This window comes from Gracilibacillus sp. YIM 98692, assembly GCF_010993965.1.
GTDB lineage: Bacteria > Bacillota > Bacilli > Bacillales > Amphibacillaceae > Gracilibacillus.
This window is the reverse complement of the sequence record NZ_WIXM01000035.1, coordinates 21,882-36,611: the sequence shown is the minus strand read 5'-3', so window position 1 is coordinate 36,611 and position 14,730 is coordinate 21,882. Positions and strand designations below refer to the sequence as shown.

Sequence of the window (14,730 nt, the reverse complement as noted above, 5' to 3'; positions counted from 1 at the left end):
AATCATCCGTTATATTAACGTCTAACAAGGGACCCAGTGATTGGGGAGAGCTATTAGGAGATCCGGCCATTACAGCAGCAATATTAGATCGGATAATCCACCGTGCTGAAATCATTCAATTATCAGGAGACAGCCTTCGATTAAAGAATAGAAGTACGATATTCAAAGAAAAAACTGTTCAAAATTAATGAGCAAAAAGTGTTCAATTTAACTTGACGGTTACAGTTACCGACTCTTCTTCTTCCATTTTCTTTATACTGCTTTTTAATTGTCTTTCCAATGAACTTAATGTCTTACATTTTCTATAATCTAAATCAAACATCTTTTCCGCCACTTTTATTTTCTTCTCTTTGAAAAGTGATTCATACTTGCTCAGCTCTAGTTTTTCTATTGCTTTTCTTAAATCACTTACTGTTTCAGACTTAGCTACTTTAGCAAGCTTAGTATTAAATTTATCAGTTAAGGACTGTATAGAATTAATTTATCGGGAAGTGACAGGCACCTTGATTAAATACATATGTATCTATTATAAAGAAAAGTCCTGCAGAGATTTTTCTCCACAGAGCTTTTTTTATGTCATTCGACACATTTCGGGTGGTGACAGGCCCAATTTCCAAATTTAATTGATACTAATCGGGATTTTTACCGTTTCACACTTCGCTTTCATTCATTTTTCTATCGGGTCGGCTTTTTGAAGTGTACAAGTCTTTGATTTTAAAAAGGAAGTAACTAGGAAATAAAAAAAGACGAGAACAGCCATTGTGCTGGCCATTCTCATCTTCAATTGTTCTATTTTTAATTAGACAATTGTTCTAGATTGCTAGACTTTTGTCCAATGGTTTTTCAAAAGTTGCTTTCCATTCACTTAAGTCAATATCCGCAAATTTGGTATTTTGATTATCTATTACTAGTTTATGATACGATATTTTATTTACCTTAGTTTTAATATTTACATTAAACAATTCCCAAACTATTTTATTATTGTTATTATCTACAATTTTAATTGGTAATGTTGGTATAACTAAGCATTTTTTGGATTTATTTACGGATAAAAGTACAACATCTAATCCGCCATTTTTATTCAATGTAACATCAAAAACACTTATTCGAGTTTGCCCTTTAGGTACTTTTAATTTATCATCGATATATTCTTTATATTTCCTAATTTGGTCTGTAGACAACTTCTTTTCAGTGTTATCAAAAAAACTGCGCAACTCATCATCATTTGTAACTGCCTTCGAATACATATTATTTTCAAAATCTATAAGTCCTAAATCATAAACGTTTTCAACAAATTCACTTGTTATATTAGAGGATCTTACATCATAAAGAATTCTTTCATTTTGGAAAGTAATATATGTTATATTTCCAAATTCCTTTATTTTAATCATTTCATTTTTATTGTTAATATCGATAACACTTTTAAACATATAATATCCTCCTATAATATTCTACTATAAAATATTAGATGCTTTCTATTGTTTAATAAATTGAATTCGATGTATAACATTTGAACCTCTAGTAGACGGGTTATTTGGGAGTGTTTTTGTATAGTAGTATTTATTATCTCAAGTAAAACTTAGTTTGAATGAGAAATGGCACCCAACCATTGGCTGAGTGCCTTAAATTCTCTCTTTATTTTACTATCATTCTAGCTATGATCTATTATGGATTAACTGTAAGTTCTACAGAGTCTGTTAATCCGTTAGAAGTAACATATCCAATTGTAACATCACCAGCTGCATTCAGCGTAACAACACCGTCTGTAACAGTTGCTACACTAGCATCACTAGTTGTCCAGAATCCTGCAGTTGGATCTGCAACGTCAACATCATATTGGTCTAACACTTCTAGGTCTCCACTAATATCATGTGTACCAGCACCAACTGCAACTGTAGTAGTAGCTGGATCAAGAGTAACTTCAGAAGCAACAGGAGCATCTTCAGACACTGTTACAGTTGTTGTTCCAACAACTTCTCCACCTTTCCAAGCAGAGATAGTAGCAGTTCCTTCAGATTTACCTACTACCTTTTTACCAGTTGAATCGATATCAGCAACTGAAGCATTGCTTGAAGTGATGAAGTCTGGTGCAGTTGATACTAATTTAACTTGATTTCCATTAGCATCTACCCCACTTAGAGCTACTGTCCCATTATAAACATCTTCAGCATCAGAAGCATAAATTGTGTCAATGCTATCTACAGTATAGCTCTCAATATCATCAGAACCAATTACTTTTACATCTACTTCTTTAGTAACACCGTCAACATCGATAGTTAATGTTGCAGTTCCTTCAGCTACAGTTGTAATTGTATCGTTTGATCCGTCAGATGAAACTACACCTGTATCATCAGAAGCTACTGTTATAGTTCCTTCAAAATTACGACCATATTGGTCAACTACTGTTAAATCATCATTTGAAAGTTGAAGAGTTGCTTGATCTTCAAATACTGTTGGGAAGCTTGTAGCAGTGATTTGTTGAGCAACAGCATTTGGTTCAACATCGAATGTCAATGTACCAAGTTCATCTGCACCATCAGTAATTGTGATTTCAACTTCAGTGGTTTCAGTAACAGTTGCACCAGATAAATCTACATTTAAAGAAGTTACATCATCAGCATCAACCAAACCTACAGTAGCTCCAGCTAAATCAATATCAGCAACCAAACCATTTACTGAATCAAGGATGTCACCATACTGATCGGTTACAGTTAGTCCTAAATCAAATGCTTCATCTCCTGCTGCCATCAATTTAGTTGGTGCATCAATTGCAACTGACTCAGGAGCAGAGTCTTCTTCAACTGTGATTGTTGTCTTAGCAATATCACCAGATTCATTATTGATTGCAGTAATAACTGCAGTTCCAGATCCAGCAACTGTTAATTCAATTTCACCATATCCATCAGCATCATTAACAACAGCGATATCACTAATTACGCCTGAATCTGATGAAAGAAACTGAACATCATCAATTGTTGTTGGAAGAGCAGAAACACCAGTAGCAGATAAGTCTGTGGTATTACCATATTGGTCTAATAAAGTATAATTTAATTTAACCGTACCATCAGATACATTTAGTCTTGTGTCATCTTCACCTAAAACAATATCACCAAATTCAATAGCAGCTGCAGATGAAGGATCAGCAACTACAACATTAGATTGAGTTGTTAGACCTTTATAAGTTACAGTGAAACGAATTTCATCTCCAACTTCATAATCATCAGCAGTTGTATCTGTTTTTAATTCAAAATATTGTTCGCTAGGTTCAGTAATGTCACCTGAAACATCCTTACCTTGAGTTACATTATAAGCCGATACACTTATTGCCGAATCATCAGCATCAACTTCCATGTCTTCACCATATTGGTTTTCAACAACGAATGCAACTTGTGCAGCAGAATCTCCATCATCAACAGTTGTAGATGTTAGAGCAACATCAGATTCAACTTCCTCACTAACTGAAAAGTCATATGTTAACGCTTCGTCAGCTATGCCTGTAACTACTGCCGAGTAATCATCTTCAGGCAACTCAATTACAGTTGTAACAGTAGCAGTGTCTCCCGCTTCGTTCCACTCTACGTCTGATCCGTAATTTGCTGCACCTCTTTTAATTTGAACAGAAGCAGCATCTGTATCTACTGCTGTATTGAATTTAACTTCAACAGTTTTAACGCCAATCGCACTTACACTCTCAACTTCTGGAGCTGCAGTTGCATCTACCGCTCTATGTAAGAAAGTTGCAAATTGTGCACGTGTTACATTGTCTCCCGGACGGAAATCATCTAATTCAGTAGTGATTCCATGTTGAGCAAGGATTGTTACGTATTCATGATATGTTTCATGAACGTTGTCCAAGTTAACACCAGTATCTTCGCCAGTGTCTTCTAAATCAAAGTACTCAACGATAACTTTAGCCATTTGTTGGCGAGTAAGGTTGTCATTGTAACCGAATTCACCTTGATAACCTGCGAAAATTCCTGCTTTTGCAGTTGCTGCGATATCTGCAGCATAGAAATCTTCTGCAGTTACATCATCAAAATAATCAGATACATCATCTGCAGTTGCTTCAGGCAGATCAAAAATACGGTTAAAGAAAACTGCTGCGTGACGACGAGATAGCTCATCACCTGCACCAAAAGATCCATCTTCATAACCAGTGATTCCATTTGCTGCAGCCCATTGAACTGCATCGTAATGACTGCTTTCTGGTGAAACATCTGTGAAATCCTTTACTTCATCAGCAGACACAGCTGGTGCAACTGCTGCAACCGCTGCAGTTGCCGCTAAAGAGCCTACCGCAACTTTACGAAAAGCTTTGTTTTGTGACATAAATAAATTTCCTCCCTTAGTATATAACTATTTATATATTTCACTATTACTTTAAATCTATTAGCCTATAAATCAATTAAAGTAATAGTAAATTCCTATAAATATAATTACCTGTAAACAAGTATACGAATCTATAGAACTACTTGTCAACCAATAAAATCTAATTGAAGGTAATTATGGAATTTGAGCTATGTATTGCTAACTCAAACTAGATTTAATTTTACTAGATGTTGTAATTTTTGACAAGGAAATTAATCATATTTTTAGTTTTATTTCTTTTATATTCCCCCAAAACCAAAAATTACAGTTTACATAATACTAAAACTTTTATAAATTCAACATAATAAAACGTATTCATAATACCTACATGGTAGTATGTACTCAGTTTAATCAGAGCGTGATACTTTATACCCTTGTTTACATAATGTAACCAACTTCTTTTTAGTATTGGATTAAATTACCTTTTGCTACCTTATGCTTATCTTTCCATAATATAACTACGTTGGCAGGAATTCTACGCAAATAAGAGCCGTCATTACTACTACAACACAATAAAGAGAGACTCTATCAGTGGGGTTTTCTTTATCCCTCACTTATATTTTTTATTATTCTAAGTCTTGAATTAGGGGAGTTAGACAATTGTTCACCGTGATAATGAAAAAACGAACAAAACCCGGCATTTTTTTTCATGCATTAATGTGAAGTAGAACAAAACTGCGCAATAGTAAAAATTTGTCTCTGTGTAGCATTCTGCCATTCTCGTTTGAGATGTGTGCTATCATTCACTCCGACAGAACACTTCGCTAATAAAGGAGTTCTACTTTTGAGAAGAATAGATCCATAAGAATTCATTTCTTTGCGCTCTTTCTTTATTCAATCAGAACTCCACACAAAGCGGAGGCAAGATACGAAGACTCCTGCGGAAACAACACGTGTCCGAAGACCCCGCAGCGAGGGACGAGCGAGGAGGCTGAGGCCGTGTCCGCGGAAAGCGAAGTATCTTGTCGAAGCGATTCTTTGCACTCAGTTTCGGAAGTATGGTAGAAAGTCATGCTAAAGTTGTTGTGTAGTTTATGGATATTAAGCACAAACTCTATTCTTTATTCAATTATAAAAACACAATAAAAAAAAGGTGAAAAACGGATCTAAACCGTCTTTCACCTTTTTAATACCTTTAGCAAAAATTTTGGTAATGCTAATTGTCTTTTGATTCTCCATGGCTCTGCTAATAATCGATAGAACCACTCTAAGCCAAATTTAATGAAAATCTTTGGTGCTCGTTTCAAGTTTCCTGCGATCACATCATAGGATCCACCTACGCCTTGGAAAATCGATACGTTCAGCTTCTCCTTATTATCACGTATCCATTCTTCTTGACGAGGACTTCCTAATGCCACAAACAATACATCAGGGTTTGCTTGATTGATCGTATCAATCACTTTTTGCTGATCTTTTTCGTATCCGTTCATCGTACCAGCAATTTGCAAATCTGGATATTGTGCTTGCAGTTTTTCTGCAGCTTGATCGGCGACACCTGGTTTACCGCCATACATAAAGACTTTCTTCTGTTTAGCTGCTGCTTCTGCTACTAATGTCTGCATTAAATCAATACCAGTAATTCGCTCGCGAATAGATCCTCTTTGCAACCTTGATGCTAATAACACACCTATCCCATCAGGAATTTGATAATCTGCTTGATTGATCAATTTCTTTAAATCAGGATCTTCTGATGCCTTCATGATTTTTTCTGGATTGACCGCCACAATAAACGCTTGTTTGTCAGTCCCAATTAAACCGAATAATTTTTCTTTCAAACTATCATACGTTTCATTAGAGACTTGCACACCTAAAATGTTTTCTTTATCCATTTACCTCACCTATTTTTCGCATCGCCTAGACGAATGTAATCAAAGCCAGCGTTACGCCATTTTATTTCATCTAATAAGTTTTTCGTATCAAATACAATATAGTTCTTCATCAAATCTTTTAACTTTTCTGGTTCATACGTATTAAACAGTTGATGGTCTGTTAATATCATCAAAATATCTGTTTGTTCCGCTAGTTCCTCTAACTCTAATACTTGGTGCGGCACACGAATATCTTTGATATGTGGATCATATACTTTATAGTTAATATTTGCTTTATTTAAATGCTCCATTACCGTTAAACTTGGGCTTTCACGCATGTCATCCACATTTCCTTTAAAAGAAAGCCCTAATAACCCAACGGTTGGATTGGATACCTCATTTTCTTGTAAAATCTCTTGCACGCGTTGAACGGTATAAGCTGGCATATTATCGTTTGTTTCTCTAGCAAGAGAGATGATTTTTGATTCTTCTGGCTGCAGTTCCACTAAAAACCATGGATCAACCGCGATACAATGTCCACCTACACCAGGTCCTGGCTGGTGAATATTCACTCTTGGGTGGAAGTTTGCCAGACGAATAGCCTCCCACGCATTGATTCCAATGTTATTCGCAATTTTAGCTAATTCATTAGCAAAAGCAATGTTCACGTCACGATACGTGTTTTCCATTACTTTGACCATTTCTGCTGTGGTTGCATCGGTTAAGTGAATGTCCCCTTTGACAAATGCTTGATACAACTCTTTGGTTTTCTCAGCAGCGATTGGGTTAATACCACCGACAATACGATCATTTTGCTCTAATTCCTGAAAGATTTTACCTGGAATCACACGCTCTGGTGAATGAGATATATATAAATCTTTTTCAAGGTCTAGACCTGTTTTTTCTAGTACTGGCAGCATAACATCTTCTACTGTTCTTGGTGGAACAGTTGATTCTAAGATAACGAGATTTCCCTTTTCCACAAACGGCACGATCGCTTCTGTCGCTGCACGAACATAATCCAAGTTAGCTGTTTTCTCCTCTGTGATCGGAGAAGGCACGGCAATAATATAAACATCCGCTTTCTTCGGCTCCGTAGAGACTGTGAAATTACCATTATCCATCACGAGCTCTAATGCTTCTTGTAAGCCTGGCTCTTCGATATGCAGAGCTTTCTTTTGTAAGGTGTCCACAACTTCCTGATTGACATCTACTCCCTGTACTTGGTATCCACTTTTAGCAAACATAACGGATGTTGGTAATCCAATATATCCTAAACCTATTACACACAACTGTTTCAATGAGGTAACTTCCTTTCTCTTGTTAAGTAATTCCCATAATCATCACTCTATAGTAATTAGTATGGGATTTTATTGTTCTGACGGTACTTTCCAAACAAATCTGGCAAATAATATAATGACAATAACATAAATTAAAATCACAAGCCATTTCCATGGCATCATGGTATACGCCATGATGATGGATAAAGTTGCAAAACAAGTCGCAAAACTATATATAATCAAAACGGTCTCTTTGTGTGACCATCCTTGCTGTAATAATTTATAATGAATATGCTTTTGATCACGATGAAAAATGTTTTGCCCATTCAATAATCGCTGCAGCATCACAAATAAGGTATCAAAGATTGGAACAGTTAAAATGACAAGAGGGATGATAAAGCCCAAAAAAGTAACTTGTTTAAAAAGCCCTAATAATGGCAGTACCCCCATCATATAACCGAGAAATAGGGATCCTGTATCCCCCATATAAATCTTGGCAGGATGAAAGTTAAACACAAGAAACCCGCTAATCGCTCCAATTAAAATGATACATAAAGAAAAAAGCAATATCTGGTATTCGATAATTGCCATGATCCCCATAGTAGCTAAGGCAATCATCGTAACTCCTGCTGCTAATCCATCCAGTCCATCAATCAAGTTAATCGCATTAATAATCCCAATCATCCATATAAACGTCAGGATATGACCATAAGGTTCGAGATGGACCAATCCGAAAAATGGCACAAAAAGTTTGGTAACAGCGATGTCACTATACACAATCACGGCCAAAACGATTATGACCTGTGACAGCAGCTTCCACATGGCTCTTAATGTATATTTATCATCCAGTAAACCAACGATAACAATGGCAATGGCCCCCCATAAAATGGGTTGTATCGTCTTCAAGTCAGCTGGAGATAAATAAATCGTGATCACAAATGCCAAAAAAATGGCGAGTCCACCTAGCCTTGGAGTTGGAGTCTGATGGATTTTTTCACGAATCGGCTGATCAATGATGTCTAAGCGATAAGCAAGCCAGCTAACGAAATAATAACCAGCTAAACTAATAAACAGAGCTATAAAACCGTACAAAACACCGACCATTATCATACACAAATCCCTACTTTTGTTTTATCGTTGGATTTAGTGTTATGAAAATGGTTCTGTTTTATACAACTCTTAGTATAAATAGCATATTTTTCATGAAATGTATAGCTTAGCTTTTTAGAACGAGTGCTTTATCTCCGCTGTAGAAAAATACCCACTTTCACCCAAATGGCTTTTTCTTCTTTCAAAAGTTGTAGTTCTAAAATCAAGCGTAGTCAATATGCGTAGACTCCTGCGGGAATAGCATGAGCCGCAGACCCCGCAGCGAACGATAGTGAGTGAGGAGGCTAAGGCCATGCCCGCGGAAAGCGAAGCATATTGACGGAGCTTATGTTAGCACATATCAAACTTTCAAAATGGCATCTATGCTATTTTCTAACGTGTAAAGAAAACACTCCCTGCTGTTAACAAGAAGTGCTTTTCTTTCGTCATTACTTCTCTTTACTTGCCATTAGATTTAATAATGGACGATAACTCTTGCTGATCAAGCCAGTTACTTCAACAATCAATTCGATTAAAATCAGAAGTAAGACTAACATGACAGTGGAACCCCATAGTGTTGTTCTGGTAAAGAGAATAGCAGCTAGGCCGAACAATGCACTTAAGGCATAAATGGCTGTCACAGTCTGTCTATGACTAAAGCCTAAGTTAATTAAACAATGGTGTAAATGATATTTATCAGGCGCAGAAAGTGGTTTTTTCTGCACAATACGACGAATAATGGCAAATGTCGTATCTAAAATGGGCACACCTAAAATAACGATCGGGATAATTAAAGAGAAAAACGTAACATTTTTAAATAACCCGACGATCGAAAGGACACTGATCATATAGCCAAGGAACATGGAACCTGTATCTCCCATGAAGATTTTGGCAGGATGGAAATTGTACCATAAAAACCCTAGTGTACTTCCTAACAGTAATAAGGCAAGGATTGCTACAAAAATATTCCCCATTGTTACCGCCATCGATGCAATGGTAATTAAGGCAATCGATGATACACCTGCTGCAAGTCCGTCTAACCCATCAATCAAGTTGATCGCATTGGTAATCGCAACAATCCACAAGATCGTGAATGGAATGGCGAACACACCAAATTCAATTCGATCTGCAAAAGGTATAACAATAAAGTCAATTTGCATACCGCCGATCACGGTGACAATCGCAGCAACTAACTGTCCTAAAAATTTCATTTTAGCCGGAAGCTCAAAACGATCATCCACCACACCGAGAGCTACGATAAGTGTGGCTCCAATAAATAAAGGCCAAGACTCTGTTCCAACCGGTTTGAAAATAACAAAGCCGATCAAGAAACTAATATATATAGCTAAACCACCTAATCGTGGCATGACTTTCTGGTGTACTTTTCGCGCATTTGGCTGATCCACTGCACCAATTTGAATGGCAAATTTCTTGACTAATGGTGTAAGTGCTAGTGCCAATCCAATGCACAGAATTAATGGCAAGATATAATCCATGTTCATCCCCCTATCGCTGTCTACCACTATAATAGACGAACAATCTACTAAATAAGTTTCAGTAATTTCATATTTTCATACATTTTTTCTAAAAGATTCTTGAGTAATTATATATAAATTCCATTGGAAAATCAATTGGAAAAAAGTTTCATAGATAAAATCATTCAGAAGTCACATTATCAGGACGTACCGATACTTTGGTCATATAATTGCGTTTTTTTCTTTTCGCTTTGAAAAATCGCCCAAAGCAATGTATCTGTTCGGTTAATCTGTTTAAAGATCTTAGGATATTGGTTCTTATATTGTTCTGTCACTTGTCTTTGTTTCTCTAATTCTTGCGGTTGGCATTCTAGAAATACTTCTGCTGCTTCCACTTTTTCTTTCACGAGATTACTTTTCCACTTATTTAGTGCAATAAAACCATCAAAGGCAATGGCTTGGGACTGAAAAGTATCGATCGCATGCTTTTTGACATCAAAAGTATCGGATATATCCACGACACAATTGATGTATTTAGGGGGAATCGCACAATTAATTTCATACAATCGAACCACAAACGCTGGTTCGCTCAACCGTTTGATGACATCTGTCAAGAGAATAGCTGTCTCTGTATGATCTGTATGTGCATCCACAAATAATGTACTATAAATAATGTCTGGTTGTGTCTGTTCGATGATATTTTGTAATTTTTGCTGTGATTCTTCTATGCTTTTCACATTGCCATCAGGAATACCCATATAAAGAATATCTTTAATGCCTAATAAACTTTTTACTTTTTCCATTTCCTCTAAGCGCTTTTTGGTTAAGGCCTCTTTCGATAAAGAACTCACACTATTCGAACCGTCTGTGATCAAGGTAACATATACATCCGCACCTTCATCAGCATGTTTTTTTATAGTTCCGCCTAATCCAATCGTTTCGTCATCCATATGAGGGGCAAGAACCAGGACCTTTTTGGCATTTCTTGTACCAGCTGATGCGTTGTCCGCTTGATAGTACTTGGATAAGAAATGTTTCGTTATTGGATAATTAACTGGTTTTAATATATTTAATATGAGTTCTTTACTATTCATCAAGATGACTCCCTTTTGAATCACAGTTTCTTTGTGAATTTTGACAATATAATTTGCATCGACTGAATTTTTAATAACCATGCGCTAACCGCATAAATCATAGCGCCCATAACGGCAATCACGACAATAATCCATAAATCATGAGAAAAAGGCAGCACCAGCTTGGTACCATAGACAGCCACACTCATGATCGCCACCGCTAACGTTACCTTCACATACTCTGTTATTAGAAAGCGCAAGGAAAAACCATTCATCATTCTAAAGAAGATGATGAATGTCCCTACGACATAAAATAATCCATTAAGAGAAGCTGCTAGCGGGATTCCTAGATATCCCAACCATTTTGTTAGAATCGCATTTAATATAAAGGTCAGAATAATAGAACTTCCACTAATCGTTAAGATAATATGCCCTTTCTTTAACGAATAAAACCCTTTATTGATAACTTGATTCAAACTAAAGAAAAGAACTGAGCCAAAATAAAAATAGGCAACATAGGATGTTGATAATGTTGCTTCAGATGTAAAAGCTCCACGTTCATATAAAAGCGAAATGATGTTTGGCATCAATAACATCATGCCCATAATCGCAGGCAATAAAATAAAATACATGGTCGTTAAACCTTGTGCAATCCCTTTTTTAAACAAGTCATAATCTTTATTGGCGGTTGCCTTTGCTAATAATGGGAAAATAATCGTGCCAATCGTAACACCGAACATCGCTTGCGGCATATGAACTAAATTTTTAGCGTAATTAATATAAGTAATCGCACCCTCGCTAAACTTACTAGCATATACGGTGCCAATCATTAAATTTATCTGACCAACAGCTACAGTTAAAGCTACTGGTATAAATATTGGATAAAACGTCTTTAATTCTTTCCATTGTATAGGACCTATTAAAGACAACTTTTGCTTTTTACCAATAAGTATTTTCTTAAATAGTAATGAAATAATGGTGCCGACTACATATCCAATCGCAATCGAATAGGCACCTATCTGATCTGCAAATAAAAATGCAGCAATAATAGAAGTTGAAATGACAATGATCTGAGACGTAACAGATAAACTATATTTGCTCTGGGCATCAAACAATGCTTCTAAAACAGCATTTAATCCTGTGAAAAATACGGCAATAAACAAAATCATCGATGCATATACCGCGATATCTGTTGCCTCTGGCCGGAAATCCGGATACAACAATCGAATATATAAAGGAGCTGCACTAGCACCTATGAGAGCTACCAGTAAGCTGACCCAGCCATTCCCTCTAAAGATCTGCGTTAAGTGATTCGCACCCTTTCCATGGGCAAGTGCTTCGGTATAGCTTGGGACAAAAGCATTCTTCATACCTGTTGTCATAAATAGTATAAAAGTATTTGGAATAATAAAGGCAGCTAAATAAGCATCTGCTACATAACTATCGCCAAAATAATAGGCGATCACCATGTCCCTTACTAATCCAGAAACTTTTAATAATAATGATATAATGATAAACAATAAACTTGCTATTCCTAACTTACGTTTCAATGAAAAGCCCTCTTATCTAGACCATTTTTATACTGCTTTAAATGTTAGCTTTAAAAGCAAGTATGTATCATACATAATAGTGATTATATCACACCTTATACGTTTTCTAAACATCTTTCTAATCTTATTGCTTCAATAAATTCTTGCTATTATGGTAAATCATAGTTAGCTTTTTTCAATTTTTCTCTGATCTCTTCATCCAATTCTACTTCGTTATTTTGCAAATATTTCATTTTAGAACGAACCAGTTTAGAAAAAATATGCTCATCTGTTTGATGAATGGTCTGCCAATAATATTCCGCATCAAGTAAATCCCTTAATGTAAGCAATGGATAATCTCTACCCGTGTATGCAAAATCAGTATTAATCTCGTACCACAAGTCATGATCATCTCTTATCCAATCATCCTCTGTCGCTTTAATCGCTTTTCTTATTTGATTGGCAACTTCATAATATTTTTCTTCACTTGTGTCTAAGTGAACATCAAATAATAGGTTCATGCCTCCCAAAGCATGATTTAATGATGTGTGCGTTAACTGTGTTTCTGTATCATAGTCATAATAATCTAAAATAAAATACCCGTTATCATCCGGTACATAAAGGACGTTTTCTAGCTCTTCCTGCTTCAACAAGTAATCGGCATATTGTATAAGTTGATTATCTACATCTTCCAAGCTTAATAATTCTGATATTTGGTCAATATAAATAGCACTCATTTCATTATGTCTCGTATCCACATAAGGTGCTTTGGTGCCATATTCATCTTTTAACCATGTACTGGTATAATGAGTTTCATACACACTATCTTCATTTTTAGGATAATTGGCATAACTAACTAAGGAATTGACTAATAAATTATAATAATACCTTTCATTTTGAACACGATAACGATTAGCTGCGGTGTCTTCTTTAAAACGAAGAACACTTTTTCCATAACCCATCTCGGCGAATGGTTCTATAGACCAAGGAATCTTAGAATAAACGCCATCCGCTACATACCAAGTATTCACATCTTGGTATTCCTTATTCGATAACTCAATCCATTTTGCTAATTCCTCTTCTTCTTCAAACAATTCTTGATCAGATACCATCAACCAATTTTCTGAAATTTCTCCATTACTTGATGTCATTTCAAAAGATAATGAAACAGAATCATCATTATGCATAAGGCTTGATTGATTATATTCCTGGAGTAACTCTCGTATAAAACTCTCTGTTCCATCTTCGTATTGTTTCGTTAATTTACGTGATACATAATTCTTACTTAACATGATGTCACGATGTTGGTCTAAGTGTTCAAATGAAAAAAGACCGACTGGATACGTAGTAGTATCCACCCCGAAAGTACTATCATGTTCATGCTCTACTTCATATTGATCAAAATTGGACATCGTCATTTGGTTCGTTTCATAGTTTAGGGAGAGTTCTATCCTTTCCTCTTCTTGCTTTGATCCGTTATTTACCCATTTTATAAAAACGAATAAATCTTCATTAGGGAGAACTCTTTCCACAATTTTAAACTCGTCATCTTTCAAAGTATAAGTTGTCGTTTTATCATATGTACTATAGAAACGATCATGCGTCTCTGATTGTTGTTTTTCTAAGGAAGTTCCATACGTTTTCATCTGGATCGTATCGTTATTACTGAGCTCATATTCCGTTATATATACTTCTTTATTTTTTTTATTTTTAGTTAAATCAAACACCACGAAACTTATAGATGTTAGTAAAGCTATGATGCCTAAAGCTAAAACCACTTTTTTCTTCAAATCTAGTTCCTTCTTTCTACGCAAAATGACATACAAGATATATTGTATGTTAGTCCATTTTGACCGTCAATACTAACACAAGCTGTTATCGAAAAGGTTGTTGATTTTTCAATAAACCTCACTGCACAATAGCCATATAATACGTAATAAACCTAAAAAGTTTTCCTCTCACTCTGTTCACGATGAGTGCTTAATCGACGCTGTGGAAAAACACTCGCTTTCCGTGGGGAACGCTTCAGCCTCCTCACTCACCAAAACCGTTCGCCTGAGGGGTCTTCAGACTGTTCCTTTCCCACAGGAGTCTCGTATTTTTCCACA

Annotated in this window: 11 protein-coding genes; 1 reads left to right on the top strand and 10 read right to left on the bottom strand. The window is 35.9% G+C overall.

Annotated features, from left to right (window positions below):
* A partial coding sequence (locus GHD00_RS18500) for an ATP-binding protein (RefSeq protein WP_163539689.1) occupies positions 1–188 on the top strand: 188 nt, incomplete at its 5' end.
* A 14-nt stretch (positions 189–202) separates the two neighbouring features.
* On the opposite strand, the gene GHD00_RS21325 is transcribed toward GHD00_RS18500, so the two are convergent.
* From GHD00_RS21325 to GHD00_RS18455, 10 genes are all read right to left on the bottom strand, one after another.
* The gene (locus GHD00_RS21325) at positions 203–334 is read right to left on the bottom strand and encodes a hypothetical protein (protein WP_276208292.1); all 132 of its coding nucleotides are present in this window, start codon (positions 332–334) and stop codon (positions 203–205) included.
* Between the two features lie 478 nt (positions 335–812).
* The gene (locus GHD00_RS18495; RefSeq protein WP_163539688.1) at positions 813–1,430 is read right to left on the bottom strand and encodes an SLAP domain-containing protein; all 618 of its coding nucleotides are present in this window, start codon (positions 1,428–1,430) and stop codon (positions 813–815) included.
* A 235-nt stretch (positions 1,431–1,665) separates the two neighbouring features.
* Positions 1,666–4,329 (bottom strand): S-layer homology domain-containing protein, encoded by a 2,664-nt coding sequence (locus GHD00_RS18490; RefSeq protein WP_163539687.1) that lies wholly within the window; start codon positions 4,327–4,329, stop codon positions 1,666–1,668.
* A 1,157-nt stretch (positions 4,330–5,486) separates the two neighbouring features.
* On the bottom strand, positions 5,487–6,197 hold the full coding sequence (locus GHD00_RS18485; protein ID WP_163539686.1) for a WecB/TagA/CpsF family glycosyltransferase: 711 nt from the start codon (positions 6,195–6,197) through the stop codon (positions 5,487–5,489).
* Positions 6,198–6,202: 5 nt separating this feature from the next.
* Entirely contained in the window at positions 6,203–7,477 is a 1,275-nt protein-coding gene (locus tag GHD00_RS18480; protein ID WP_163539685.1) for a nucleotide sugar dehydrogenase, read from the bottom strand.
* 69 nt (positions 7,478–7,546) lie between these two features.
* Positions 7,547–8,566 (bottom strand): glycosyltransferase family 4 protein, encoded by a 1,020-nt coding sequence (locus tag GHD00_RS18475; RefSeq protein WP_163539684.1) that lies wholly within the window; start codon positions 8,564–8,566, stop codon positions 7,547–7,549.
* Positions 8,567–8,994: 428 nt separating this feature from the next.
* On the bottom strand, positions 8,995–10,041 hold the full coding sequence (locus GHD00_RS18470) for a glycosyltransferase family 4 protein (protein ID WP_163539683.1): 1,047 nt from the start codon (positions 10,039–10,041) through the stop codon (positions 8,995–8,997).
* Positions 10,042–10,220: 179 nt separating this feature from the next.
* Positions 10,221–11,114 (bottom strand): PIG-L deacetylase family protein, encoded by an 894-nt coding sequence (locus GHD00_RS18465; RefSeq protein ID WP_163539682.1) that lies wholly within the window; start codon positions 11,112–11,114, stop codon positions 10,221–10,223.
* 20 nt (positions 11,115–11,134) lie between these two features.
* Positions 11,135–12,643, bottom strand: a complete 1,509-nt coding sequence (gene murJ / locus GHD00_RS18460) for a murein biosynthesis integral membrane protein MurJ (RefSeq protein WP_163539681.1) — start codon at positions 12,641–12,643, stop codon at positions 11,135–11,137.
* A 149-nt stretch (positions 12,644–12,792) separates the two neighbouring features.
* Entirely contained in the window at positions 12,793–14,412 is a 1,620-nt protein-coding gene (locus tag GHD00_RS18455) for a hypothetical protein (RefSeq protein ID WP_163539680.1), read from the bottom strand.
* Positions 14,413–14,730 lie beyond the last annotated feature (318 nt).